Source organism: Engelhardtia mirabilis, from assembly GCF_007748095.1.
Classification (GTDB): domain Bacteria; phylum Planctomycetota; class UBA1135; order UBA1135.
On record NZ_CP036287.1, the window covers coordinates 4,809,189 to 4,835,428 of the forward strand.

Annotated in this window: 22 protein-coding genes; 9 read left to right on the forward strand and 13 right to left on the reverse strand. The window is 71.5% G+C overall.

Features of this window, described 5'->3' with window-relative positions; all coding sequences use genetic code 11:
• Positions 1–4: 4 nt before the first annotated feature.
• Entirely contained in the window at positions 5–2,770 is a 2,766-nt protein-coding gene (locus tag Pla133_RS17705) for a sigma-70 family RNA polymerase sigma factor (protein ID WP_145067662.1), read from the reverse strand.
• 133 nt (positions 2,771–2,903) lie between these two features.
• On the reverse strand, positions 2,904–5,657 hold the full coding sequence (locus tag Pla133_RS17710; RefSeq protein ID WP_419191678.1) for a sigma-70 family RNA polymerase sigma factor: 2,754 nt from the start codon (positions 5,655–5,657) through the stop codon (positions 2,904–2,906).
• A gap of 328 nt (positions 5,658–5,985) precedes the next feature.
• On the opposite strand from Pla133_RS17710, the gene Pla133_RS17715 reads away from it, so the two are divergent.
• From Pla133_RS17715 to Pla133_RS17730, 4 genes are all read left to right on the forward strand, one after another.
• A complete protein-coding gene (locus tag Pla133_RS17715; protein ID WP_145067666.1) occupies positions 5,986–7,353 on the forward strand; it encodes a dienelactone hydrolase family protein in 1,368 nt (455 codons plus the stop codon).
• Between the two features lie 8 nt (positions 7,354–7,361).
• Positions 7,362–7,895: a YaeQ family protein gene (locus tag Pla133_RS26475; protein ID WP_419191679.1), complete on the forward strand. Its 534-nt coding sequence runs from the start codon at positions 7,362–7,364 to the stop codon at positions 7,893–7,895.
• A gap of 118 nt (positions 7,896–8,013) precedes the next feature.
• Complete coding sequence (locus Pla133_RS17725) at positions 8,014–8,337, forward strand: hypothetical protein (RefSeq protein ID WP_145067668.1); 324 nt, start codon at positions 8,014–8,016, stop codon at positions 8,335–8,337.
• Positions 8,338–8,368: 31 nt separating this feature from the next.
• The gene (locus Pla133_RS17730) at positions 8,369–9,124 is read left to right on the forward strand and encodes a glutamine amidotransferase (RefSeq protein ID WP_419191680.1); all 756 of its coding nucleotides are present in this window, start codon (positions 8,369–8,371) and stop codon (positions 9,122–9,124) included.
• Here the strand turns inward: Pla133_RS17730 and Pla133_RS17735 are convergent.
• Positions 9,056–10,480 carry an MATE family efflux transporter gene (locus Pla133_RS17735; RefSeq protein ID WP_145067672.1) on the reverse strand — a complete coding sequence of 475 codons (1,425 nt, stop codon included), beginning with the start codon at positions 10,478–10,480 and terminating at the stop codon, positions 9,056–9,058. The genes Pla133_RS17730 and Pla133_RS17735 overlap by 69 nt on opposite strands.
• Positions 10,481–10,774: 294 nt before the next feature.
• Here Pla133_RS17735 and Pla133_RS17740 point away from each other — a divergent pair, with 294 nt between their 5' ends.
• Together Pla133_RS17740 and Pla133_RS17745 are read left to right on the forward strand one after the other, a co-directional pair.
• Positions 10,775–12,820 (forward strand): carbohydrate binding family 9 domain-containing protein, encoded by a 2,046-nt coding sequence (locus Pla133_RS17740; protein ID WP_419195400.1) that lies wholly within the window; start codon positions 10,775–10,777, stop codon positions 12,818–12,820.
• A gap of 128 nt (positions 12,821–12,948) precedes the next feature.
• Positions 12,949–14,286, forward strand: coding sequence for a DUF2254 domain-containing protein (locus Pla133_RS17745; protein WP_145067676.1), 1,338 nt, complete (start codon positions 12,949–12,951; stop codon positions 14,284–14,286).
• 16 nt (positions 14,287–14,302) lie between these two features.
• Here Pla133_RS17745 and Pla133_RS17750 read toward each other — a convergent pair whose 3' ends face one another.
• From Pla133_RS17750 to Pla133_RS17775, 6 genes are all read right to left on the reverse strand, one after another.
• Positions 14,303–15,124 carry a 3-keto-disaccharide hydrolase gene (locus Pla133_RS17750; protein WP_145067678.1) on the reverse strand — a complete coding sequence of 274 codons (822 nt, stop codon included), beginning with the start codon at positions 15,122–15,124 and terminating at the stop codon, positions 14,303–14,305.
• Positions 15,125–15,243: 119 nt separating this feature from the next.
• Positions 15,244–16,569, reverse strand: a complete 1,326-nt coding sequence (locus Pla133_RS17755) for a hypothetical protein (RefSeq protein WP_145067680.1) — start codon at positions 16,567–16,569, stop codon at positions 15,244–15,246.
• Positions 16,570–16,634: 65 nt separating this feature from the next.
• Positions 16,635–17,498, reverse strand: coding sequence for an energy transducer TonB (locus tag Pla133_RS17760; protein ID WP_145067682.1), 864 nt, complete (start codon positions 17,496–17,498; stop codon positions 16,635–16,637).
• Positions 17,498–17,941 carry an ExbD/TolR family protein gene (locus Pla133_RS17765; protein ID WP_145067684.1) on the reverse strand — a complete coding sequence of 148 codons (444 nt, stop codon included), beginning with the start codon at positions 17,939–17,941 and terminating at the stop codon, positions 17,498–17,500. The genes Pla133_RS17760 and Pla133_RS17765 overlap by 1 nt, the downstream gene beginning before the upstream one ends.
• Complete coding sequence (locus tag Pla133_RS17770; RefSeq protein WP_145067686.1) at positions 17,938–18,453, reverse strand: MotA/TolQ/ExbB proton channel family protein; 516 nt, start codon at positions 18,451–18,453, stop codon at positions 17,938–17,940. The genes Pla133_RS17765 and Pla133_RS17770 overlap by 4 nt, the downstream gene beginning before the upstream one ends.
• Positions 18,450–19,919, reverse strand: a complete 1,470-nt coding sequence (locus Pla133_RS17775; RefSeq protein ID WP_419191682.1) for a tetratricopeptide repeat protein — start codon at positions 19,917–19,919, stop codon at positions 18,450–18,452. The genes Pla133_RS17770 and Pla133_RS17775 overlap by 4 nt, the downstream gene beginning before the upstream one ends.
• A 123-nt stretch (positions 19,920–20,042) precedes the next feature.
• On the opposite strand from Pla133_RS17775, the gene Pla133_RS17780 reads away from it, so the two are divergent.
• Both Pla133_RS17780 and Pla133_RS17785 read left to right on the forward strand, forming a co-directional pair.
• Positions 20,043–20,711: a response regulator transcription factor gene (locus Pla133_RS17780; RefSeq protein WP_145067690.1), complete on the forward strand. Its 669-nt coding sequence runs from the start codon at positions 20,043–20,045 to the stop codon at positions 20,709–20,711.
• Positions 20,708–22,102: a sensor histidine kinase gene (locus Pla133_RS17785; RefSeq protein WP_145067692.1), complete on the forward strand. Its 1,395-nt coding sequence runs from the start codon at positions 20,708–20,710 to the stop codon at positions 22,100–22,102. The genes Pla133_RS17780 and Pla133_RS17785 overlap by 4 nt, the downstream gene beginning before the upstream one ends.
• A gap of 1 nt (position 22,103) precedes the next feature.
• Here Pla133_RS17785 and Pla133_RS17790 read toward each other — a convergent pair whose 3' ends face one another.
• Genes Pla133_RS17790 through Pla133_RS17805 form a run of 4 tightly spaced genes read right to left on the reverse strand, consistent with a single transcriptional unit; the run spans position 22,104 to position 25,150 of the window.
• Positions 22,104–23,213, reverse strand: coding sequence for an FAD:protein FMN transferase (locus Pla133_RS17790; protein ID WP_145067694.1), 1,110 nt, complete (start codon positions 23,211–23,213; stop codon positions 22,104–22,106).
• A complete protein-coding gene (locus Pla133_RS17795; RefSeq protein ID WP_419191683.1) occupies positions 23,210–23,695 on the reverse strand; it encodes a TlpA family protein disulfide reductase in 486 nt (161 codons plus the stop codon). Before Pla133_RS17795 ends, Pla133_RS17790 begins: the two co-directional genes overlap by 4 nt.
• Positions 23,696–23,735: 40 nt before the next feature.
• The gene (locus Pla133_RS17800) at positions 23,736–24,914 is read right to left on the reverse strand and encodes a DUF3570 domain-containing protein (protein ID WP_145067698.1); all 1,179 of its coding nucleotides are present in this window, start codon (positions 24,912–24,914) and stop codon (positions 23,736–23,738) included.
• Complete coding sequence (locus Pla133_RS17805; RefSeq protein ID WP_419191684.1) at positions 24,905–25,150, reverse strand: DUF4266 domain-containing protein; 246 nt, start codon at positions 25,148–25,150, stop codon at positions 24,905–24,907. Before Pla133_RS17805 ends, Pla133_RS17800 begins: the two co-directional genes overlap by 10 nt.
• A 200-nt stretch (positions 25,151–25,350) precedes the next feature.
• On the opposite strand from Pla133_RS17805, the gene Pla133_RS17810 reads away from it, so the two are divergent.
• Positions 25,351–26,238 (forward strand): putative selenate ABC transporter substrate-binding protein, encoded by an 888-nt coding sequence (locus tag Pla133_RS17810; protein ID WP_145070973.1) that lies wholly within the window; start codon positions 25,351–25,353, stop codon positions 26,236–26,238.
• Positions 26,239–26,240 lie beyond the last annotated feature (2 nt).

Below are 26,240 nucleotides of genomic sequence, written 5' to 3' on the forward strand. Positions count from 1 at the left end.
CGCGTCAGTCGAGCGCGACTTGCCCCAGCTCCAGCGTCTCGCCGGCGACCACGACGAGCCCTCGGCACGGCACAAGCGGCTCGCCGTCGCGATCCACCAGCAAGAGGTCGTAGGTGCCGGGTTGGAGCGGTCCGACCCGCCAACGCCCGTCGCCCATGCGGGTCGCAGCCTCGGTCAGGCCGGGGCTCTCGGTCGACCGCGCAAAGACCGCGGGCTCGACGACGTCGGCCGTCGGCCGCCAACTGAGGTCGATGTTACCGGCCTCGAGGATCGCCGCCGTGCCGAGGTCGCGCAGCTCCCCTGCGCGGAGCTCGACCTCACCGAGGGACAGCCGCCCGCGATCGGCCGTGCGGACCTCGACGCGCACGGGACCCGGCGCGAGCTGTCCGACCTCGAGCACACCGGTTGCAGGTTCGACCGGCTCGAGGCTGCCCATGGTCGGGTAGCCCTCGCGCTCTACCGCGTAGCCGATCTGCGCACCCGACAGGGGCCTGCCCGCACCGTCGACCACCGCGATCCGAAAGCCCGCATCGGGGAAGCGCTCGGACTCGACCCACAGGTCCACGCGATCGCCCGGACGCACGTCACAACGCTCGGCCACGGGCGGCAGGCCCCCGCGTGCGGGCGGCATCGCGACCAGGCAACCTGGCTCCGTCCCGGCGGCGTCGACCTCGAAGGAGCCGTCGGCGCCGGTGGCCTCTTGTCGGCCGCGCGCGACCAGGTCGCCGCGGGTCTCGAAGGCCACCCACCAGCCCGCGAGGGGCTCGCCGTCGGGGCCGCGCAGGCGACCGCCGATCCGCGCGTCGGGTGCGAGGGTCAACTCGACCGTGGTCAGCTCGCCGGCGCGCAGGGCACGGGTCGCCCGGGCGCCGGACTCGTCCGCGCCGGCGCGGCGAGCGGTGATGGTCGCCTCGGGATCGGGCTCGACGCCGTCCAGACGGAAAGCCCCATCGCCGTCGGTAAGCGTCGTCACGCGCGCGAACTCCACGCCGCTGGGACCTGCGACCTGGGCCCCGGCCAGCGGCCGCCCCTGCGGGTCGCGCACGTGTCCAGCCACCGTCGCTCCGTCGGTCAGACGCAGGGTCACGCGCGTCGTGCGACCCGGTTCGAGCTCGACCGTGCGCGACTCGCCGACGCGACCCGGCGCGCGAGCGCCGACCGCCACGGTGGCCGCGGGCAGGGACTCGAAGCGAAAGCGCCCCTGGTCGTCGACCCGCACGGCCCGCGGCCGCAGGCCCAGGGTGATGCCCTCGCCACGGCGCCGCATCTCGACCTCGGTCCAAAGGGCCAGCTCGGCCCAGGTGCCGGGCACCGGATCGCCGCGCTCGTCCACGGCGAGCCCCTCGAGCACCGCGGACTCGGCGTGCATGACCAGCCGGACGTCGATCGTCGTGCGCGGCTTGGCGTCGGCCCAGACCGTGTCGAGCACGTGGTAGTCCGGGTGCTCAGCGACCAGTCGCAAATCACTGCCGGCCCCGTCGATCGTGAAGCGGCCGTCGGCGTCGCTGACGGCTACCTCCATCGGCGGCGCGTGGCGATTCAGGGCCAGGATCCGCGCGCCCGCGATCGGCTCGTCCAGGGCGTCGACGACGTTGCCTTCGACGCGCGCCAACTGCGCCAGATCGATCTCGATCGACTTCGACTCGTCCCTCCCGATGGCTCCGTCGCGCCAGATGCCGCCGGCAACCTCCACGGCGAACGAACACGGGGGAAGTCGGTCGACGACGGCCAGCCCGCGCTCGTCGGTCTTGCGCCAGCGCGCGTTGAGCTCCGGATCGGGCCCGTCGACACGCAGACGCAGCTCGCGCCCGGCGACCGGGCGACCGTCCGCATGGATGTGAATCGTCACGCTCCCGTCCGCTGCAGAGTCGTCCACGGTGGATCCGATCGGCGAGTGTGCGCCAGGAACGTCGACTGCAGACGATAGCAGCGCTGACCGCTCGGTGTCGGCGGGCGTCGTCAGCGCGACCAGTGCGTCGCCGCCGGCCTCGGGACTGGCGGTCGGTGCAGCGGGGGCCGCGTCGCGGCCGCCCTCGAACACGATCAGGGCGAGTAGGGAAACGGCCGCCGCGGCCGCTGCGATCCAGATCTTGGTGGTCACGATCAGTGCTCCCGCATGGGTGAGGGCGGTGAGCGACCCCGCGACCAGGCCGGGCTTGGTGCCCGCGGCCAGGACCGCCTCGCGGACGCCAGCGAGCGAGGCTCGAGCATCGAACAGCGGCAGGATCCCCAGGGCCGCACCAGTTGGCAGCGCCCGCCGGAGTTGCTCCAGAGCCCGGTGCAACTGCACGCGCACGGTCCCCGGCGCGCGGCCGAGGGCGTGGGCGATCTGCGCCGGCTCGAGGCCGTGGACCAGCCGCAGCACCGCCGCCTGGCGGTAGGGCTCGTCCAGGGCGTCGAGGGCCTCGAGCACCGCGGCGGAGAGCTCACGGTTCGCCGCCAACTCGGCCGGGTCCGCGGCGGCGAGGGCGCGCTCGACCCGCTCCGGGTCGATCCGCCTCGCGCGGTCGCGGTGCACCCGCCGGGCGCGGTTGGCCAGGATCCCCGCCAGCCAGGCCTCGACCCCGCGCGCGGCGTCGAAGAGCTCGGGCGCCTCGATGGCCGCCAGGAAGGTCTGCTGCACCAGGTCCTCGGCCACCTGCGCGTCCCCCACCAGGTGCAGGGCCAGGCGCAAGAGGCCCGGCGCAGTGGCGTCGAACACGGCCTCCAGGGAGGCCGCGTCCCGGCGCCCGCGCCAGGTCAGGAAGTGCCGTGTGGAGAGGTCGTTCACCGGGGGGTCTGCACCAGAGCCGCCCCATCGTTACAGGAATTCCGGCAACCGCGGTCCGCCGCTCGCTCGGTGGTCGGGCCGAGTGAAGGCCTTCCGGAGGCCGCGCTACACGAAGCTCCGAGTCGAGCCTCCTCTAGCGACTGAAGTCGACGGGACCGACCGCGAGGACCTCGCCCGCGGCGACCACCAGGTCCTCGAGTCGGTGCTCCTCGCCGCCGCTCGACAGCGCGAGCGAATAGCGCCCGGGCTGCAGCGGGGGGCAGCGCCACTGGCCTCCAGCGTCGCGCCAGAGGCTGTCGACCTGGTGTCCCTCGCTGTCCTGCAGCTCGACCTCGCCCGCCCCGCGCGGGCTCCAGTCGAGGGCGATCGAGCCCGGCTCGGCGAGGGTGATCGTGTGCTCGACCGTCGAGCCGGCCACGAGCTCGAAGCTCTCCGACCGCAGCCGACCGTGGGCGGGGGACTCGATCAGGACGCTCACGGGACCGGGCGGTCGACGGCCGAGGTCGAGGGTGGACTGCCCCTCGGTCAAGAGGCCACTCGCCAACGAACGATTGCGACGGTCGACGACCACGTAGCGCGCGCCCACGGCGGGCAGGCCCCGCGCGTCGACGATCGACAGGAGCAGCCCCGCCGTGTCCGCTGGATCGCCGCCGAGGACCAAGTCGTGGGGAGACTGCGACGGCCGCACGCCCTCGAAGGAGCCGCTGTCGGCGAAGCCGCCGACGTCCGGCGTGTCGACGTACAGCGTGCCGATCGAATCGGGACGCACCACGACTGCGAAGCCGCCGTCGTCCTCGGCCGTCGCCCCCGCGGCGCCCTGTGGATCGCCGTCGTCGGGGATGAAGATCAGGGACGCCCGGCCGACCGGCGAGCCGTCGGCGAAGACGACCCGGCCGCTGATCGATTCGGCGGGCGGGAAGGTCAACAAGAGGTCGTCGATCCCCGCGCCGGCGAGTCGGACCTCGGTCGACGTGCGCAGGATGCGCGAGTCATTCACCTGCGCGAGGATCTGGACCGACCGCTCGAGCGGCACCGCGCGGAGCACGAAGCGCCCGTCGTCATCGGTCTCGACGGTGACGCCGCCGCCGCGCTCGAAGCCGAGTGGCCCGCTGGCTCCCTGACGACTTACCGTCGCGCCGGCCACGGGGCGTCCGTCGGCGCCGACCACTTGCCCGGCGACGGTGCCCCCGCGCTCGAGTGCAATCGCCATCTCGCGCGAAGCGGACAGCTCGACCTGCGTCCGGACATCGGCGAAGCCATCGGCCCAGACCGTGAGCAGGTAGTCACCCCGCGCCAGCCCGCCGAGCCGCAGAGTCCCGTCCGTGCTGGATCGCCCACCGCCACCGGGCGGTAGGTCGGTCACCTGCATCCCACCCCGGAACTGGGTCGCGCCCTCGACCAACACGGGTGCGAGGTCGACCAGGGCCCCGGGCACGGGTCCGCCGCCGTCGTCCGTCAGATGCAGGTCGAGCCAGGTCTCTCCCGCCTGGAGCACGAGCTCGACGCCGAGCACGTCACGTGAGAGGAACCGCGGATGGAACGTCTGCGCCGCCGAGTAGCCGGGGAGCGTCGCGCGCAGCTCGATCTGCGTCCTGGCACCGTCGAACTCGAAGCGCCCTTCGCGGTCCGTGCGGGCGACGGCTTGCGGCTCCCCGTCGCGCGGCAGGCACCAAACTCGGGCCTCCGCCAGGGGCATGCCCGCGCCATCGACCACGCGGCCGGCGACCCGCGACGAGTCGGCGAGGTCGAATTCGGCCACGGCCGGCTCACCGGCCACTAACTCGACGGTCCGGGTGAGCCCGCCGCCGAGCTCGACGGTCGCCGTTCCCTCGCGCAGCTCGCCCACGCGCGCGCGGCCGTCCGAGTCCGTCACGCCACTGACCTCGACGCTCGTGGACGCTGCGCCATCGCCGCGCGCGACGAAGTGTCGACCCTCGACCGGAATGCCGCCGCGGCGGACCGCAATGGTGAGCAGCGGCCGCGGATCGACGGCAGCGACTCGGGCCTGCGGCTGCGTGGGCTCGACCTCAACCCGCGAAGCGTCGACGGGGCCGAGCCCGGAGACGTCCGGCGTGGTGACGGCGTCGAGGGACGACAGGCTGGCGCCACCGCTGGGCGAGTGCGCCGCGACCGGTTCGCCGGAGGCGGCCTCGGGCCGCAGGAACGCGCCGCCGACGGCGACGGCGGTGGTGACGATCAGGGCGACGACGATCCAGCTCTTGAGTCCCATGACGAGGGCGAGGGCGCCCGCGGCGCCCGTAGGAATCGGAGCCCCGGCGGCCCGCGCGAGAACGGTCTCGCGCAGGCGTCCGAGGCGGGCTTCAGCGTCGATCGTCAACATCCAGACCGGCAGCGCGCCGGCCGGGACCGCCCGCCGCAGGAGCTCCGCCGCGCGGTGGAGCTGGCTGCGTACGGTCCCCGGACTGCGCCGCAGGGCGTGGGCGACCTCCGCCGGCGAGAGGCCGTGGCGGAAGCGCAGCAGGGCGGGCTCGCGGTAGAGCTCGGGCAGGGCGTCGAGGGCGCGTAGGAGCGCCGCCGAGAGCTCGCGGTCCGCGAGCGCCTCGGACGGGTCCTCGCCACCGAGCACCCGCTCGAGCCGCTCGGGGTCGAGCTCACGCCGCCGCTCCCGGTGCACCCGCCGGGCCCGGTTGGCCAGGATTCCCGCCAACCAGGCGCCGGCGGGGCGCTCGCCGTCGAAGCGCTCGGGCGCCTCGATCGCGGCCAGGAAGGCCTGCTGGACCAGGTCCTCGGCCGTCGCCCCGTCGCCCACCAGGTGCAACGCCAGCTTCAGAAGCTCTGGCGCCACCGCGTCGAAGACCCGCGCCAGGAACCGCGGATCGCCGCCGCGGCGCCAAGCCACGAAGTCGGCTGTGACTGAATCGGACACTGGAACCCTTGCACCCACAGCGCCCGATCGTTGCACGGATCGAGCGATTCGTCGGGGACCGTCGCCGAGGGAGGCATCGCCGGCCGATCGAGAACGCATCGATTCGGGACCCCGGCGAGCTGGGGGCCCGACGCGGTCGGCGGCCGTCGCGCGCCCCCTGGCGGCGACGCGTGCGCGCCCCCACTCGGCGAGGGGGCCGGCGGGGGGCTCGGACGGCGATCCGCGCCAGGCACGGGCCGACGGGCGGCCGACCCCCGCGCTTCCCGTGCGCGCTGCGGCGCAGGGGCGTCGGCCGCTGCCGCTCCGGTGTTCCTACAATCGCGCCGCTATGTCCGTGTCCCGAAGCTCGACTCGCATCGCACTGGCCCTGGCCCTCGTCGCCACGGCGGCCAGCGCCAGCCTTCGACCGCACCCGTCAGCCCAGGAGCAGGGGGGCCCGCTCGACAAGCGCTACGCCAAGGAGCTCTCGAAGCTGGCCGAGGACTGGTTCGAGGTGCGGCCGGTCTCGCGCTTCGAGGACTGGGACGCCGAGGTTCGCGCGGAACTCGAGCAGCGCGTGGCGGAGTTCGAGCCCCTGCCCGCCGGTCATCTCGCCGAGGCGACCCAGATCCTCTTCGAGGCCGCCCAGGACGAGTGGCCCGTCCCGTCGCCCAAGGGCGGCAAGTTGACCTTCGAGACGCCCTGGGGCGAGGCCTGGTCCTTCGTCGGCAACACCAAGAAGGATGAAGGCTTCGTCGTCGGCCTGCACGGCGGCGGTCCGGGCGTGGGCGACGCGGGGGCGGCGCGTTCCAACTGGCCGATCAAGGAGCTGGCCGCGGCCTGGCCCCAGGCCGTGCGCCTGGACACCGACGCCTGGAGCACGGTGCACGGCGAACGCATGGTCCTGAGCCTGATCGACTGGGCCAAGATCGCCCTGGGCGTCGACCCCGACCGGGTCTACAGCGTCGGCTTCTCCATGGGCGGCACCGGCACTTGGCACCTGGCCGGTCGCTATCCCGACCTCCTGGCCGGCGCGATCCCCGCCCACGGCGTGATCATGGCCGCGCCCAAGGCGCAGTTGCCGGCGCCCGAGGACGTGACCGCCATGCAGCACGGGGTCCTGCCCAACGTCCGCAACCTGGCCATGTACTGGTACACGGGTTCGGTGGACAGGAACTGCATGCCCGGCACCTACCTCTACGCCTGGAAGCGTTTGCAGGAGTTGGCGGCGGCCGACGAGGGCGGCTACGTGAAGCAACACTTCACCCTGCACGAGGGCCTCGACCACAGCTTCCCCGGCGGCGAGCCCGGCGCGGGGCTCGAGTGGATCTTCGAGCAACGGCGCGACACCTTCCCCGGGACGATCGTGTGGGAGTACGCGACCGAGCCCTTCCCCTTGCAGACCGACCAGGACCCCCTGGGGCGGCTCGAACAGCACGGCCTGTACTGGCTCGGCTGCGATCGACCTGGCGACGTGATGCGCGTGCGGGCCACGCGCGACGGCGCGCACTTCGTCCTCGATGCACGCGGGGGTCGCGATTTCTCGATCCTGCTGCACCCGGACATGGTTCCCTACGGCGCCGAGGTGACCGTCGTCGACGCCGCCGGCAAAGTGCTCTACCGCGGCACCCCCGAGCCCGACCTCGCGGTCCTGTTCGAGACCTTCGACGCCCGTCTCGATCGGCGCCTGGTCTTCGACCGCCGCATCGACCTTTGAGCCCAGCCGTGCGTGACGTCGTCCACACCCTCCAACTCGAGCTCGCCGACGAGACGCGCAACCTGTGGCGCAGTCTGAGCCTGCGCGTGGCGCGCCATCCCTCCGAGACGGTAGCCATGTTCCACACGCGGCTGATCGCCTGGGCCCTGTTCTGGTCCGAGAACCTGCAGCTGCGCGAGGGGGTCTGCAAGGGCAACGAGCCGGCCCTGTGGGAAGAGGACTTCACCGGCCAGACCAAGTTGTGGATCGACGTGGGCCTGCCCGATATGGCACGCCTGCGCCACGCCATCAGTCGCGCCGAGGAGGTCGTGCTGGTCGCCTGCCCGGCCAACGAGACGGCGCTGGCCGCCTGGAAGGGCAAGCTTTGGAAGGGCCGCCGCTTCCCGCGCTTCATCCTGCCGCCGCCGGCTGTGATCGCGGCCCTGGAGGACGAGCAGGAGCGGCGCCTGGAGTGGCACGTGCACCGCGAGGCCGACGAACTCACGGTCTCGACGCCCAAGGGCATGCATACGGGGTTGTTGGTCGAGGTTCAGTTGACCTGACCGGTCGGGCCAGGCCGCGGTCCGCCCTGCATCGCCTGGAAGCCCATCGTCCCCGAACCCGGCCGATGGTTCATCCGAACGCACCGCGTCGTGGGACTCGCGCTAGCATCTTCAAGGCATGAACATCCTCAAGCAGGTCTGGGGCGCGTTGGTTCCCAAGTTCCTCGGCGGCGAGGTCCTCACCACCGTGGGCAGCGTGCGTGGCCAGGCCGGCGTGGGCGTCACCGCCGATCCGCAGAAGGCCACGGGCGAGGTTCGCGTGCACCTGGTCAAGCAGATCGACGGGCAGCCCCTCGTGACCCTCGAGTTGGCCCAGGCGGAGTTGCCGGGCGATGGGCGTGAGTTGCTCTGCGTGCGACTCTCGCCGTCGGAGGCGGAGCACCTGGCGTCGATGTTGGGTTCGGCGGTCGTGTCGGCGCGCCGCAACTCCGGCGAGCGTTGAACGGCGGCGACGATCGCGCGAGACTCGGCCCATGAGCCACGGCCCCATCGCCATCTTCGTGTGCGGCACGACGGTTCCGCCGGTCAAGGAACGACGCGGCGACTTTGCAGACTGGTTCCGCAGCGGACTCGGTCTCGACCCCGCGGGGGTGCTCGTGGTCGACGTGGAGGGCGGTGAGGCCCTGCCGGCGGTCGAGCAGCTCAGTGGCTGCGTCGTGACGGGCTCGTCCGCGATGGTCACCGACGGCCTCGCTTGGAGCCTGGCGATGGAACGCTGGCTCACCGCTGCCCACGGCCGCGGGCTGCCGATCCTGGGCGTCTGCTACGGCCACCAGGCCCTGGCGCGCGCCCTGGGTGGAGCGGCGGATTGGAACCCGGCTGGCCGCGAGGTCGGTGCGGTCGCGCTCGACCTGCTCGAGGCTGCCGAGGACGACGCGCTGCTGGGCGATTTCTCGGGGCCGCTGATCGCGCAGGAGAGTCACAGCCAATCCGTCACCGAGTTGCCCCCCGGCGCGATCCTCCTGGCGCGCAGTGAACTCGATCCGCACCAGGCCTTCCGCGTGGGTGCGAGCACCTGGGGCCTGCAGTTCCACCCGGAGTTCGACGCCGACATCACGCGCGGCTACCTCGAGCATCGACGCGAGTCGATCGAGGCCGAGGGCATCGACGTCGGCGCGCTCCTCGAGCGGCTCCGCGACGACGATCGCGCGACCCAGATCCTAGCTCGCTTCCGCGCGGTCGCCCTGGGGCGGGACCTTGGTGCGAACCAGGCGCAGGGCGCTCACTAGCGCGATCGTCGTCCCGCCGGCCACGCCCAGGCCGTTGCCGGCCAGCATTCCGCCCATCTCGCTGGCCCCCATGGCGACCGCGATCAGTCCGCCCGCGAAGGTGCAGGGCACGATCAGCCCCAGGCTCCGCAAGCAGCTCAGGAGCAGGCCGGTCCTCGACGCGGCCATGGCATCGAACAGGGGCCGCGTGATCATGAAGGGTCCGAGCACCAGCACCACGAGCGGCAGGATCCAGCGCGCTCGGGCGGCGAACTGGATCGCCTGCTCGCTCTCGAGCAGAACGTCGGTGAGCCAGGGCCAGCCGAACAGCCCCAGGGGCACCACGACCAACAGACCGAAGCCGGCCCAGGCCAAGAGCGCCGTCCGCAGCTCGCTACGCAGTCGACCTCCCTCGGCCGCACCGCCCAGGCGCGCCGCCAGGGGCAACATGGCGACCCCGACCGCGATGGCCGGCATGGCCAGGAAGGACACCGCCGCGCCGAACACCGACCAGGCCGCGAGGGCGTCCGCCTGGATCGCCTTGAGCGCGGCACCGGTCGCACCGGAGCTGGTGTGGCTGTTGGCCAGGATGCCGTTGACCGCGAAGCCCTCGGCCGCCATCAGGACGTAGGTCAGCCCCGAGGGGATCGCGATCGTCAACAGCGCCCGGATGGGACGGTCGTAGAGCCCCGGCGCCGTGTCGCGACCGGCGCCGACGCGGGCGCGCTCGTGCTGGCCGGCCTTCCAGATCGAGTAGGCCAGGCCGCCCAGGCGTCCGATTGCCGTGGACAGCCCGATGCCGAACAGGCCCCAGTGGAAGACGAACACGAACAGCGTGTTGAAGGCCACGTTGACCACGGACGAGATGATTCCCGCCCACATGGTCGTGCGCGTGTCCTGGTGGGCCTTGACCAGGCTGTCGGGCAGGATCGCCCAGAAGCCGGTCAAGGCCGAGCCACCGATCAGGGCCACGCCGTAGACCTGGAAGCCGCGGGCCAGATTGGCCTCGAGTCCTAGCCGCGGCGCGCTGAACCAGATCGCGGCGGCGATCAGGACGAACAGGACAACCAAGCTCCAGATCAGCCGCAGGCTGGCTCGCTTGAGCTGCTCGACGCGCGCGCCTTCGCGGGCTCCCATGGCTGCGGCCAGGCGCGAGGTCAGACCGTTCGAGCTGCCGACCCAACAGGCGATCAAGAGGAACTCGATCGGCTGGGCGAGTCCGATGGCGGCCTGGGCCACGTCCGGATCGGGCAGGTAGGCCGCGTAGATCCGGTCGACCCAGGTGAACGCCGCTCGCAGCGCGAACGAGACCACCAGCGGCCAGGCCAGGTGGAGGATCCCCGGAATCCGGGGCTGCGGTTCGGCCGGGCTCGTCACGGGGCGGGCACGATACTCGGGAGCTCAGGCGCGCGAGCGGTGCCAGGCACGAAACCGCCGCCTAGCGGGAGACGCCCTGCCGCCTGTGGCGGCAGGGCGTCTCCCGTTAGGCGGCGGTTTCGTGCCTGGCACCTGACGTCCGCCTGAGCTCTTGAGCCCCGTGGCCGTACTCGTTGCACTGGGCGCGATTTGCTCCTCGCCCTGTTGACGCTCGCTGCCGGTGCTCCCACGCCGGAATCGGAACTCCCCTCGCACGATCTCCTGCGCCGACCGGCGCAGGTGCCCGCTCCCGTCGTGGACGGCCGACTCGACGACCCGATCTGGGACCTGTGTCACGTGATCGACGAGTTCGTCCAGGTCCTGCCGATCGAGGGCGGCGAACCCAGCCAACGCACCGAGGTGCGAGTGGCCTACGACGAGGAAGCGATCTACATCGGCGTCGCGTGCCTCGACGACCGGCCGGATCTCATTCGGGGCACCCAGATGGCGCGGGACGCGGTCCTGGATCCGGACGATCGGGTCGAGATCCTGATCGACACCTTCCTGACCCGCCGCGACGCCCACTGGTTCCAGATCGGGCCGGCCGGGGGCAAGGGCGACGCGCTCTTGACCAAGAACGGCTCGCGCTTCGACAAGAACTGGGACGGGATCTTCGACGCGGCCTCGACCTGGACCGACGAGGGTTGGTTCTGCGAGTTCGCGATTCCCTACGCCACCACCGGCTTCGCGCCCGACGCGGAGCGCTGGGGCTTCAACGTGCGGCGCTTCATCCGGCGCAACTCCGAGAGCGTGCGCTGGGCCAGCCCCGAGCGGCGGCTGGGCTTCTTCGAGGCGAACAGCGCCGGCTTCCTCGACGGCGTCGGGGGACTCGAGCCGGTGCTCGGGCTCGACTTGAAGCCCTTCGTGGTCGCCGGCTATTCGCGTGACGACGAGAGCGGCGACCGCGACCACAGCGGCGACGCCGGCCTCGACCTGTTCTGGCGCGTCCGGCCCCAGACCAAGCTGGCCCTGAGCCTGAACACCGACTTCGCCGAGACCGAGGTCGACGCGCGGCAGGTGAACCTGACGCGCTTCCCGCTGTTCTTCCCGGAGAAGCGCGACTTCTTCCTGGAGGACTCCGGTGCCTTCTTCTTCGGTCCGCCGGGCGCCGGGCAGTCGGGCTCGGACCTGATCCCCTTCTTCAGCCGGCGCATCGGTCTCGACGCCGATGGCAGCGAGACGCCGATCCTGGCCGCGGCCAAGCTCACCAGCCGCGGTGACGGCTACACGGTCGGGGTGCTCGACGTGCAGACCGGGGACGCGGGCGATCTGGACGGCCAGAACCTGTCGGTGGCGCGCGCTTCCTTCGACCTGTTCGAGCAGTCCGACGTGGGCGGCATCGTGACCTGGGGCGACCCGGCGGGCGACGGCCGCGCGGTCACCTACGGTGCCGATCTCAACCTGCGAACCGACGACTTCCTCGGCGATCGCAGCCTGCGCTTCTCGTCCTACGTCGTGGGCACCGACAACGAGGACGGTGGCGGCGCGGCCAACGCGGTGCTGTTCGAGCTCGACTACCCCAACGACGAGATCCAGCTCGAGACCAAGTACGTGGAGATCGGCGCGGACCTCGATCCGCGCCTGGGTTTCGTGCCGCGCACGGACATTCGGCGCTGGGCGGGAACCTACAAGTGGGAACCGCGCATCAACGGCACGATCCGAGCCCTGGAGTTCGCGATCGACCCCAGCATCGTGACCGACCGGGAGGGCAACACCGAGAGCGAGCGCCTGCGCCTGCAGCCGCTCGAGATCGACCTGGAGTCCGGCGACGAGCTGTCCCTCTCCGCCATACGCGAGCGCGAGGTCCTCGACGAGGACTTCGAGATCGCGGACGGGGTCACGATCCCGGCCGGGGACTACGACTGGTGGCGCTACTCCGCGAGCCTCGCCAGCAGCGACAAGCGCGAGGTCAGCGGCACCCTGAGCCTGGTCCTGGGCGACTTCTACGAGGGCGACCGGCTGGACCTCTCGACCGGCATCGAGTGGCGCCCGAACCGCTACATCACCCTGGACCTCGACTACGTCTACCGCGAGGTCGACCTGCCCCAGGGCGCCTTCGACGTGCACCTGGGACGCGCGCGGATCGACTGGACCTTCACCCCGCAACTGGCCTGGTCGATCTTCGCCCAGTACGACAACGGCTCGAGGCTGGTGGGGCTCAACAGCCGCCTGCGTTGGATCATCGAGCCGGGCAGCGAGGCCTTCTTCGTGCTCAACCAGGACTGGGAAGCGACCGGCGGAGACTACGCCCCTCGCGACAGCGCGATCGCGGGCAAGCTCGGCTGGACCTTCCGCTTCTGAGGCCGAATGAGCGGCGGGCTCGACAGCCGGCCGACACCACGCGCCCGCTGGTCGATCCCCGCCGGCTGCTAGACTCCGGCCATGGCACGACCTCGCACCGAGGCCAGGGTGAATCCGGAAGCCGTCCGATGATCCCCGGCAGCGCACACCTGGCCAAGTTCTTGGACGGGCTGCGATCCAGCTACTGGTTCGTTCCCACGCTGATGGTCTTCGCCGCCGGCACCCTGGCGGCCGGGACGATCACTCTGGACTTGGGCGGTGTGATCCCGACCAGAGTGTTCCCGCCTTGGCTGCAGGTCGGGGACTCGGAGGCCGCCCGGGCGGTGCTGTCGACGATCGCGGGAGCGACGATCACGATCGTCAGCCTGACCTTCTCGATCTCGATCGTGGCCCTGAGCCTGGCCTCGAACCAGTTCGGCTCGCGCCTGCTCTACAACTTCATGCGCGACCGCATGAACCAGATCGTGCTCGGAACGTTCCTGGGGACCTTTGTCTACTGCGTGATCGGGCTGACCTCCTTCAGCTCGAGCCTTGGAGGAGGAAAGCACCAGATGGCGCTGATGGGCGCGGTGCTGCTCTCCCTGGCCAACGTCGGGGTGCTGATCTTCTTCATCCACCACGTGGCTGAGTCGATCCAAGCCACCAACGTGATCTCCACCGTCGGCCGCGAGCTCCACAACCTGATTCCGCGCGTCCTGCCTGCGCTCGACGAAGAAGCCGACGCGGACCGACTGGACGGCGCACCGAACAGCAACCGCGGCTTCGAAGAGCCCGAGGGCGGGCTGCCCGTACTCGCCCACCAATCGGGCACCCTGCAGGCCGTCGACTCACCGGCCTTGCTGCGCCACGCCGAGTCCGAAGACTTGGTCCTGTGGGTCGCCCGTCGCCCCGGCGACTACGTCTTCGCCGGCGGGGTACTCGCGCGGGTCCACGGGACCCCGCAAGTCTCCGACGAGATCGCCGACTCGATCCGCCGCGCCGTGATCATCGGTAGTCGCCGCACCCTCATCCAAGACCTGGAGTTCGGCTTTCACCAGCTGGTCGAGATCGCGGTGCGGGCCCTCTCGCCCGGCATCAACGACCCCTTCACCGCCATGGGTTGCATCGACGAGCTGGGAACCGCCCTGTCCAGCGTGGCCCAGCGCGGCGCGATGCAGACCCACCTCGAGGACAGCGAGGGCCGAGTCCGTGTGCACCTGGACGCCACCGACTTCCGGGGGGTCGTCGACACCGCCATCGACCAGATTCGTCAGCAGGCCCAGAACGATCCTGCAGTCATGATCCACATGCTCGACATGCTGCGCTGGATCCTGCCCCTGATGCGAACCGACGAGCAGCGCGAGGCCATCGCCCGCCAGGCCCACTTGACCCACGAGCTGGCAGTCGCGCGAGTCTCCCTCGACGCCGATCGCGACTCGCTCGACGCTCGACTCGAAGCCTTTGATCTCGCTCGGAACCGCCGATGACCCTGGCCGCCGCGACTCAGTCGGTCTCGGGCAGCATCAACAGCTCGATTCGTCGCACCTCGAGCGGATGACTCTCGGCCTGGATCGAGATCCAGCCGTGGTCGAGCTCCAGGGCTGCACCAGCCTCGAGCAAGCGCGCCGCATCCGCATCGCCGGGGTCGAGCTGCAGGCCGCCGTACTCGAGCACGGGCTCGCCCTCGAGCCAGTGGACCACCCGCTCGGAGCCGTGGACCTCGAGCTCCAACAGCACCCACTCGTCCCCGTGGTAGGTGTGCGAGGTCGAGTCGGTGCAGTGGCGCGTGATCAGCTCGCCCCCCATCTCCACGTGGGTGCCCGGCGTGCACAGGTTGCCGTTGTGCCGCTCATGGACGCCGTCGCCGCCCAACATCTGGGCCTCGATCGAGACCGGGAACGACTGGTCCAGCCCCATCGTCGCGGGGTCCTGGCAATGCAGCATCACGCCGCTGTTGCGCAGAGCCCAGCCCGGCCCACCCGGGACCTGCTCACCCACGAAGCGGTACTCGATCCGCAGGCGGTAGTGCGACAGGGGCAGCTCGTGGAACAGGTGGCCGAAGCGCTCGGCGAAGTCGCCCTCGTAGTCGCCGTAGTCGACCACCAGCAGGCCATCGCGGACGCGGAAGGTCCGATCGGTATCACTGCCCAGGGGCTGGCCGACGAGCTTGGGCGTCCAACCGTCCAAGCTGGCGCCGTCGAAGAGCGCGATCCAATCCTCGCCCGCCTCCGACGCGGAGACCACGCCCCTGTCGGCGGCGCAGGAGGACAGGGCCATCAAACCACCGAGGAAGAGGACCTGGAGCACAGGTTGGGCGCGTCGCATGGCGCCATGTTGCCCACAGCAGCCGAGGTTCACCAGCGCGCGGGATGGACGAGTTCGCCCACCGTGGTCGGCGCAGGCCGCAGCAGCAACCGCTTCGACCACAGGCCGCGCCGCCCCCCCTACTGCAACCCGCCCAGCTCCTCGGTCAAGCGCATGAACTCCGCCTGCAGCTCGCTGTTCTCGAAGGCGCGCAGGCGCGGCACCTCGAGGTTCAGCAGCGTGTCCAGATCGCGCGCGCTCTCGCGCAGGATCTCGGCCACCTGGCTGGCCACCCGCACCGTCTCGTAGGTGTTGACCGCGTCGCGCAGGCGCGGTTGCAGGCGCGCGTTCTGCCGCTCCACGTCGGTGGCCTGGGCACTCAGGTACTCGACGTAGATCTCGGTGGCCTGGATCGTCAGGCGGTTGGCGGTGATGTTCTTGGCGCCGATGGTCGGGTCCCCGTCGCGGCGCAGGTTGCGCTCCGCCTGGACGATGTTGTCGCGCGCCTGGGAGGCCAGCTCGCGCAGGCGCGGAATCTGCTCCTCGCGCACCTTGGCAACGAAGTCCAGCTGCAGGCGATCCATGATCCGGATCAGCACCACGTACACGCCGTAGTAGCGCCGCGCCGTCTCCAGGTTCTCGCCCGACTGCTCGGTCAGCTCCTGGAGCTGCTCGGTCACCAGGCGCACGTTGTCGAAGACCGCGCAGAGCTTGATGAACTCGTCGCCGGACACGGCCGCGAGCAGACCCTCGGCGGCCTCGCGGTCGAGCTCGACGCCCACCGCCCGCAGCTCGTCGACGAAGCGATCGACCAGCTCGTCGGACTCGCGACGCAGGCCCTCTAGCGTCTCTTGGTCCTGGGCGATGCGCGCGTCGTACTCCTCGACGGTGACGGTGATCGCATCCTCGATTGCGTTCACCTCGTCCGAGCGCGGGGCCGAGACCCGCGCCTCGCGGTCGCGGGCGAGGCGGCGTTCGAGCTCGCTCGCCTGGTCCTCGAGTCCGCGCAACTCGGTCCGCACGTCGTCCAGGGACGACAGCTCGAGGGCCTCGACGGCCTTGTCCAGCAGCCGATCGATGGACTCCTGGTTGTCGCGCTGGTCGCGCCCGAAGAGGCTGCGGCGCTCGAGGCTCCCGTGCTCCTCGTAGCGCTCGGCGGCCTCCTCGATCGGCGGCAGGACCTTGGAGAAGACCCGCCGCACGCGATCGCGACGGGCACGCTGCCACTCGGCGATCTGCTCCTCGGTCCAACCCTCGAAGGGGTCGACGGGCTCCGGTTCGACGACGGGCGCCTGCACGCCCGCCGCGCCCTGCTGCCCGGCCACTTGGGAGGTGATGCTGCCGCGCCCACCCCGACCGCTGCCGGACGTGCCCCCCGGGCCATCGCTCGCTGGCGCGCAGCCGATCAGGCCGAGCGCGGCCATGAGCACCGCGACGAGGGTGCTCCGTGCTTCGGATCTGACCATGGGCTACTTCTACGCCAAGCGTGCGGGAGGATTCCACCCGCGGCGCTCCTCGAGCGGCCGGGATCTCAGGGCGGGTTCGTGCCGAACCCGATGCTCACGCGGAACTTCTTGCCGACCCAACCCCGCGCGGAGAGCTGCGACAGGGGAAAGCGCCACAGTCGCAGGGCGCGCTCGGCCCCGTCATCGAGGAGCCAGTGACCGCCGCTCTGGAGCCGCACGATGTTCTCGGCGCGGCCGAGGCTGTTGACGGTGAACTCGAAGCGCACGATGCCCTTGACGCCCCGTGCTGCCAGCTCCGGCGGGTAGGCGGGAGAGATGCGAATTACCGACAGGGCGTCGAGAGTCGCCGTGTCGAGCCCGATGGCTCGATCCCCGTCGGCCGCGCCGGTGTCCCGCGCCTGCTGCCCACCGCTGCCGGCCAGCTCCCCCGCCCCCGACTCGTCCGGACCCTCGGTCGGGTCGTCGGCGGACTCGCTCCCGGCCAGGTTCGGTTGGTTGGGCGACCCCGACTCCGGTGTCGGCGCGGCGGGCAGCGACTCGGGCGCGCCGAGGACCGACTCGCGCAGGGTTTCGCGGGTCGGGGCCTGGCCGCTGCGCCCCGCGCCGAGATCGCCCAGGGTCGGCCCGCCCCCGAGGGACGAGCCGCTCGGGCCCTGGGGTCGCGGTGACAAGAGCGGGATCGGCGTGGTCGTGGCCGACCGCCCCGCGCCGCCGGCCTCGACCAGGATCGGCACGCGCTCGGAGCCCCGCCGTGCCAGCAGCAGGCGGGCCTGGTCCGGCGTCAGGGCGACGACCTTGAAGTCACCGCGTGGCCCCATCCCGTGGCCCAGGGCCAGGGGCTTCGCGTCGAGGGAGTCGGATCCCATCAACAGCACCCCGGCATGGACCAAGGCCGCCACCAGCAGCGCCGCGCGCCAGTCGCGCCCCATCAGCCGTCTCCACCGCTGAGCGGCGCGGGCTCGGCCACCAACAGAACTTGGCCCGCGCCCTCCGCGCGCACCGCGTCGAGCAGCTCGGCCACGTCCCCGTGGCGCGCCTCGCGGTCGGCCTGCAGCAGGACCTGCAACTCGGGATCGGCGGAGAGCGACGCGCGCAGCCGCTCCCGCAGTCCCGCGAGGGTCGTCTCTTCACCCGCCGCGAACAGGCGGCCCTGGGCGTCGACGCCCAGCAGCAGCACCGCCGGCACGTCGGCCTGCACTCCGGTGGCCATGGCCGGTAGGTCCACCGGCACGGCGTAGGAGCGCACCATGCGAACCACCGAGAGCAGGAACACCGCCAGCAACAGGAACACCACGTCGAGCAGCGGCAGCATCTCGACGCGCGCGCCGCGCTCCCAACGGGCCGCGCGCGATCGGGGCCGCGAGGCTCTCACCCGCGCGCCTCCGAGTCCTCGCCGACGATGCGCCAGTCCCGCTCCAGACGCCCGATGCGCCGGCCGACCGCCGCGCGTAGAGCGTTGAACGGCAGCAGCGCCAGGAGCGCGATGGCCAGGCCCGTGGCGGTCGTGATCAGTGCCTGGGCCACGCCGCCCGAGATCGCCAGGGGATCCACCGCCCCGTCGGCGGCGAGCAGCTCGAAGCTGTCGATGATGCCGAGCACGGTGCCGAGGATCCCGAGCATCGGCGCGGCGGTGACCGCGGTGTCGAGCCAGCCCAACCCGCGCGACAGGCGCCCTTCCTCGCGGTCGAGCAGGCGTTCGATCTCCGACTGGCGGCGACCGGGAACGCCCAGGCGTTTGCAGGCCGATTGCAGTGCGTCCGCGCTGCTGACCCGCGCCTCGCGCAGCCAGAACAGCAGGCGCTCAACGACGATCGTCAGGGTCACGAACGAAACCGCCAGGAGCGGCCACATGATCGGCCCGCCGCGCTCGATCCAGGCGCTCATTCGACCTCCTGCAGCCAGGCGCGCACCTGGGCGTCCTCCCCGGCCACGGCCAGGAAGCGCCGGTAGGCGGCCGCCGCACGGGCACGGTCGCCGAGACGGAAGTGGTAGTCGTTGCCGAGCTGCATCCAGGCCTGGGCCATGTCCGGCTGGGCGGCTACCGCGGCCTCGTAGGCCGCGACGGCTTCGGTGTAGCGGCCCAGGCGATCGAGCACGGCGCCGCGGTTGAACTGGGCCAATCCGCTCAACTCGCCGCTCGCGGCCCGTTCGAAGTCGGCGGCGGCCAGCTCGAGCTGACCCAGGGCGAAGCGCGCCAGGGCCCGTTCGTAGAAGGCGCGGGCCGGCCCGCCGGCGGCGCACAGGGGCTCGAGCACGGCGATCGCCTCGGACTCGCGCCCGCCGCGGCGCAGGGCCTCCGCGCGCAGCAGTTGGAGCTCGGCCGTCGCACCCTGCTCGCCCAGCAGCTCGAGCGCTTCGCCGACGCGGCCGTCGTCCAGGGCGCGGCGACCGAGCCAAGCCCGGGCCAGGTTGTCGTCGTCACGCTCGAGGCGCGAGCGCAGCAGAGTCTCGACCAGGCGATCGGACTCGCCCAAGAGCTCGACCGTGGCGTCCAGGGCCGCGGCCGACGCGCCGTCGCGATCGAGCGCCGCCAGGGAGGCGCGCAGGGCCTGTAGCTCGCGCCCCGAGGCCCGAGCCGCACGCGCCGCGAGCACCAGCGCATCGACGTCGGGAGCGCTGGACGGCGCGACCAGCCAGGGATCCGCCGCATTGACTGCGCGGCCCGCGCGGCCGGCGTCCAGGGCGATCTCGATCGTCGCCCGCCGGACGGAGCCGATCGCGTCGTCCCCCGCCAGGGCGGCCTCCAACTCGGCCAGCGCCGCGTCCACGTGCCCCTGGGCCGCGCGCAGACGCGCGTCGGAAGCCACCGCCCAGGCCAGGTCGGGCGCCTGGAGCCGCAGTCGCGTCAACTGCGCGCGCGCCTCTTCGGGGCGTCCGCTCGAGCGCAGGAGCTCGATCAGCTCGGCCCGCGCCGGGCCACTGGCCGGGTAGAGCGCCAGGGCCCCGCGGGCGTCCTGCTCGGCCCCGCTCCGGTCTCCGGCTCCCACCTTCGCGCGGGCCCGAGCGGTCAGGGCTCGGGCCGACTCGCCGCGCGCGGCGATCAACTCGTCCAACGCCTCGATCGCCTCGCCGTGGCGGCCGAGGTCCACCAAGAGCTCCGCACGCACCAGCCACGCCGCTGGATCGCGGGGAGCCACCGAGAGGGCGCGATCGGCCGCCGCCAGGGCCGTGTCGAGATGCCCCGCCGCGCGCTCGAGCGCCGAGCTCTCGAGCGCGCTCGCCAGGGGGTCGTAGCCCACGACCGAAGGCTCCGTCTGCGCAGCGCTCGCTCCCCATCCGCCGGCGGCGCCGACGAGGACCCCGGCCAGGGCCCCCAGGGCGATCCCCCCGATTCGATTCCTGAGCCTCATGGCCGCCAGTCTCGCAGGCGACGGCCCGGGCACCAACCGCCGATCCCGCCCGGGTCCCGCAGGACCTCGAAAGGCTCGTCTTCCGGCCACGCCGACCCGGGACCACGGGCTTAACATGAGCCCATGCGCCTGCTCGTGGTTGACGACGATCCGCGACTTCGAGACTACGTCGGCCGCGGCCTGCGCGAGGCCGGACACGAGTGCGAGACGGCGGCCGATGGCGCCGAGGCCCGGGCCGCCGTCAAGGCTGGCGGCTTCGACGTCGTGCTGCTCGACGTGATGCTGCCGGACGAGGACGGTTGGAGCGTCCTGAACGACCTGCGGAGCCAAGGCGACGAGACTCCCGTGATCTTCGTTACCGCCCGTGACGCCGTGGCCGAGCGCGTTCGCGGCCTCGATGCTGGCGCGGACGACTACCTGATCAAGCCCTTCGCCTTCGACGAGCTGCTCGCCCGCGTGACGGCGGTGGTCCGTCGCAGGCAGGGTTCAGCGATGGTGCGCGGCCCCCTGCGGATCGACCCGATCGATCGCCACGCGGACCTGGGCGGTCACCGCATCGATCTCAGTCCGCGCGAATTCGACCTGCTGGTGGCCCTGGCCCGCGCCGACGGGCGGACCCTTTCGCGGCCGGACCTGTTGCGCTCGGTCTGGGGCATCGAGTTCGATCCGGGAACGAACACCGTCGACGTGCACGTGGGTCGCCTGCGACGTCGATTGGGCTCCGCGGCGAGCTGCATCCAAACCGTCGTGGGCGAGGGCTATCGGCTGCAATCGGGCGAGGCGGCGCATTGAAGTCACCGGGCTGGACCCTGCGCAACCGCCTGCGGTTGACCTTCGGCCTGCTCTCAGTCGGTCTGGTCGTGGCGATCGGGCTGGTCAGCACCTGGTGGCTGGGCCAGGGGGCGCTCGACCAACTGGCGGCCCTCTCCCAGGAAGAGGTGCACGAGTTCAGCGTGCTCTTCGACACCGGCAATCGCTCCGACGAGCTGGCGAAGTCGATCGCGTTGCAGTTGGACGCCGAGCACATCGACGTCGAGCTCGGCTGGCGGGTCAAGCCCGCGGGGGCTCCGGTCTACGTGATCGATCCCCACGGGCTCCTGCCCCGCCTGCCCGCGGGTGGCCTCCAGGACGACGGTCCGGTGCACCTCGAGCGCGGCGTGGTGGCGTTCGGGATGACGACGCAGGAGGGCACGCGCGTCGAGTTGGTGCTCGACGGGATGGAGTTGGTCGATCGCCTGCGAGGCTTCGAGTGGGCGCTGGTCGTGCTGCTCTTGGGCGCCCTCGCCCTGGGCTGCAGCGTGGGCGAGTTCGCGAGCCGCCGGGTCGCGGCCATGTTGGCCGGGGTGGCCAGCGCGGTGCGCGCCCAGCGCGATGCGGAGTCGCCGCTCGAAGTGCTCTTGGAACACCCTCCCGAGGAGGTGCGCGAGGTGGCCGAGGAGCTGCAGCGGATGCTGGAGCGGATCCGCGCCGAGAACGAGAGCGCGCGAGTGATGACCGCCGGCCTGGCCCACGAACTGCGGGCCCCGATCCAGAACCTGATCGGCGAGACCGAGGTGTGCCTGATGTCCGAGCGCGAGCCGGCGGAGTACGCGGGCGTGCTCGGCGAACAGCTCGGTTCCCTGCACGAGTTGGCCGACGCCGTCGACAACCTCTTGGCCCTGTGCCGCGATCGGCAGACGACCGAACCCACGCGGGCGGAGCGCTTCGACCTGACCCACGAGATCGAGCTGCGTTCAGGCCGTTGGCGCCGCAGCGCCGAGCGGGCTGGGGTCGACCTGCGCTTCGAGCTGGGTGGCGGTCTGGCCCTCGACGGCGACCGCGAGGCGATCCTGCGCGCGGTCCGCAACCTCGTGGCCAACGCCCTGTCGGTCTCCCCGGTTGGCGCCGCGGTCGAAGTCTGCCTGCGCGGCGACGCGAAATCGGTCGAGCTGACCGTCGACGACCGCGGACCGGGCATCCCCGCAACCGAACGGACGCGGGTCTTCGAACCCTTCTATCGCGGCGCTTCCGCGGCCGGCAAGCGGGCCGGCTACGGCCTCGGGTTGGCGCTGGTGCGAGCCGCCGTCGACGCCCACCGCGGCTCGGTCCAGATCGAGGAGCGCAGCGGCGGCGGCACGCGCTTTCGCCTGACGTTGCCGCGCGCCGGTGGGGCCACCCCCCACCAGGGCCTCGGCGCCGCCTGAGTCAGGGCCGCTCGTCCGCCCGCGGCAGGCCGCTGGACAGGTGCATTTCACCGTTCAGGTCGACGATCAGCGCCTCGACGCGCTCCATGCGCTCGATCAGCTCGAGCCCCTGCTCAGGGCCCATCACGCACAGGGCCGTGGCGAGCGCGTCGCACAGCCCCGCCTCGGGACCGATCACCGTGGCGCTCATGGCGCCGGTCGCCGGGCGGCCCGTGCGCGGATCGAGGATGTGGTGGTAGCGCACGCCGTCCAATTCGAAGAAGCGCTCGTAGTCGCCGCTGGTGACCACCGCGATGTTGGCCAGGGGAATCACCGCCAGCACGTCCCCGCGCCGACGCGGGTGACGCACCGCGATCTGCCACACCTCCCCGTGCTTGCGGCCGATCACGCGCAGGTCACCGCCCGCGTCGACCATGCCGTGCTCGATGCCGTGCTCGCGCAGCACCGCCAGGGCGCGGTCGACACCGTAGCCCTTGGCGATCCCGCCCAGGCCCAGGACGGTACCGGCTTCCAGCTCCACCGTCGAAGCGGCCAGGTCGACCTTCACGCGGCCGTAGCCGACGTGCTCGAGGGCAGTCGCGATGTCCTCGCCCGCGGGGATCGTCGGCACCGGCGCCTTGAAGTCCCACAGCTTCCCGGCCGAATACCACGTCGGGTCGAAGGCACCGCCGGTGGCCTCGGCCACCCGCAGGGACTGGTCGATGATCTGCGCCAGCTCGCGTTCGACGACCACCGGACCTTGCCCGCTGCGAGCGTTGAGCTCGGTCAGTGGCGAGGTGCGCCAGGTGGTCATCAAGTCCTCGATGCGGCGCAGCTCGGCCTCGGCGGCGTCCAGGGCGGCGTCGAGGCGCTCGGCGTCGGCGCCCAGGGCCTCGAGCATGAAGGTCGTGCCCATCACCCCGCCGCGGCGCTCGCGCAGGATCAGCCCATCGGCCGCCGCCGGTTCGCTGACTGCGGGCTCTTGGCTCCCACCCGCCTGGACCGCGACCTCACCCGCGGGGGCCAGCGATCGATGGACTCCCGCCGGCCCGGCGCAGGCGGCGGAAACAACCGCGACCAGCCCCAGGCCCCACCGTGCCAGTCGGCGCCGTGCCGGGCCGCGCAGGATCACCGGGCCAGCCAATCCTCGGGCACTTCGTGGCCGCGGAAGGAGACCTTGCCGTCGGGACCGATCACCAGCAGCGTAGGCGTGCCCTGAACGTCGAAGGTCTCGGTCAGCGACAGGTCGCGATCGCGGATCTGCGGGTAGGTCATGCCCTGCTGCTCGACCTTGGCCAGGACCTCGAAGTCGTTCACGTCGTCGTCGGTGCCGGGCACCACACCGAAGAAGGCCAGGTCCGGCCGCGCCTTGGCGGCGGCGACGACCGAAGCCGCCTCGCGCTCGCAGGACAGGCACCAGGTCTGCCAGAAGACCAGCACCACGCTGCGCCCGGCGGACCATTCGGCTTGGACCGGGTGCTGTCGGCCGTTCATGTCGACCAGCACCAGGTCCGCGAGGTCCGCGGGCGCGGCACTCGACTCCAGCGTGGCGCCCGTCGGTGTCCCGGCGCAGGCGCCGAGCAGAACCAACGACGCCACCAGGGCGCCGCGCATCGATGTCACTCGGTTCATCATCGGTTCCTCGAACAGGCGCTCAGAATGACCACGTGTAGCCCAACCAGGCCCATACGTAGTCGAGTCCATCACTGCGCAGGGTGTAGTTCAGTCCCAGTCGCCAGCGTCGACTGAGGCCGTTGCCGAAGCTCACGATGCCGCCCAGGGTGTGGGCGTCGAGGTCCCCCAAGTCCGGGTCCTGGGTGCGGAACTCCGGCGTCCCGTCGGCCAGCAGGAACTGGTCGGAGAAGTCGTCCGCCGCCGACTGGACGTAGAAGCGGTACAGGAGCTCCAGGTCGACGCGGTCGGGGACCAGGTTCATGAAGTAGCGCGGCTCGAGGGTCAGGCTGGTGATACCCCAGTCGTCCCCGTAGAGCCGTCCGCCCAACTCGACGGCCCGACCCGGCCCCAGGTAGCGGCGCGCGCGGCTGGTGACCGACAGGCGCAGGCGCGAGTCCGGCAGCTCTTCGTTGACCACCTCGCCGGACACCGGCGTGTCGAAGATGGTGATCGGGGTTCCGGCCGTGTCCTCGAGCACGACGGCGTTGTACGGCGTCTCGAGGAAGCCCGACTGGGCGCCGAGGGTCACGACCATCTCGCCGCGCCACTTGGGGTTCAAGAGGCGCGAGTGGGCCCAAGTCCCGGCCAAAGACGTGCGCGTGTCCGTGCCGTCGGCGGTGGTGCCGTCGTAGCGGATGATCTCGACGTCGTCGTAGTAGCCGTCCAGGCTCCAGGTCGTGGTCGAGCCGTTCTGGGCCTGGGTCGAGTAGCCGCCGCCAAAGCCGATCGAGGTGTAGTCGTACTCGGTGCTGACTCCGAGGTGCCAGTCGTATTGGCTCTCGGCGTTCAGGCGGTGGCGCGACCCGTAGCGCAGGCCCGTGTAGTTGTCGCCGCTAGCCCCCGACTGCTCGGGGAACTGGCTCAGGCGATCGATCGAGGCGCTGGTCACCAGGTCGTAGGAGAACTCGAGGCTGTAGCCCCAGTCGTCGCTCACCTGGTGGTCCCAGACCACGACCGGTTCGATCACGGTCAAGGCCTCGTCGATGAAAGGGTTGCCCTCCGAGACGGCGGCCGACTGGTCGTAGAAGCCCAGCTGCAGGGTCAGGGACCTGGTCCCCGCCTCACCATGGCCGGCGGCCTCGAGGGGGGCGGGCGCGTCCGCACCGACGGCGCCCGCGGGGCCGTCCTGGAGCGCGACGAGAGCGAGGGTCAGTAGCACCCGCAACCTCCGCCGCCGCTGGTGCCGATGCCGCCGATGCTGCCTTCGTTGCTGTAGATGACCTTGGCCGCGAAGTGGGACTCCGCGGAACTGGCTCCGGGGTACGCGTAGGTGCCCATCACGGGGTCCGCGAATGCCTGCCGCTGGTAGAACGGCACCTCACTGGTGCAGCCCATGAGGGCCCCCAGTCCTGCCAGGCCGAGGCCTGCCAGCGACTTGCTGATCTTGGTGTTCACCGGCAAATCCTCGTCGCCAGGTCGGACGAAATCCGGTGACAAGGCTGTCATCCGGGGGGGGTCTCCCCGAGATCGATGCTCGGATCGATCGAAGTTCGGACCTGGACAGGATTCGCGGCGCTATCCTGCCCGGCTCGCATCCTTCCCGTCCCCGACGGCTTCCTCAAGTGAAAGGTAGGAAGATCACGCCCATGACGGTCATGACCAACCGCCGCACCCTACTCGGTGTGGCCGGCTGCGCGTTATTGATGGCAGCCTGCAGCGGCTCCTCCACCAGCGCCAGCGCTCCCCCCCTGCGCTTCACCGCGATCCCCGACGCCGACGCGACTGAGTTGGAGGCCAAGTTCGCCCCCCTGGCCGCCCACCTCAGCCGGGAACTCGGGGTCCCGGTCGAGTACCTGCCCTCCGACGACTACACGGCGTCGGTGGAGATGTTCAAGAACGGCGACATCCAGCTCGCCTGGTTCGGCGGCCTGACCGGCGTCCAGGCCCGCCAGGCCGTCGATGGCTCCCAGGCCATCGCCCAGGGTCGCACGGACGAGCTCTTCAAGAGCTACTTCATCGCCAACGCGAGCACCGGCCTCGAGCGCAGCGACGACTTCCCCACCGAGCTGGCCGAGTTCACCTTCCTGTTCGGCTCGCCTAGCTCGACCTCCGGTCGACTGATGCCCGAGTACTTCATCCTCGAGGCGACCGGCAAGTCCGCAGAGAAGTTCTTCGGGACCCTGCCGACGTTCTCCGGGGACCACAAGCAGACGGCCCTGATGGTCGCCCGCGGCGAGGCCGACGCCGGCGCCCTGAACTACGTGGTCTACGACGACCTGGTCGCCTCGGGCGAGATCGACCCGGAGGTCTGCCGGGTGATCTGGGAGACGCCGGCCTACGTGGACTACAACTGGACCGTGCGACCCGAGGTCGACACCGACTGGCCCGGGGTCTCCAGCGCCAAGTTGCGCGAGGTGCTGCTGGCGATCGACGACCCCGAGCTGCTCGCGGCGCTCCGCCGTCCGGAGGGGCTGATCGCTGCGGAGAACTCCGACTACAGCTCGATCGAGGCCACGGCCAAGGCCCTGGGCCTGATCCGCTGAGC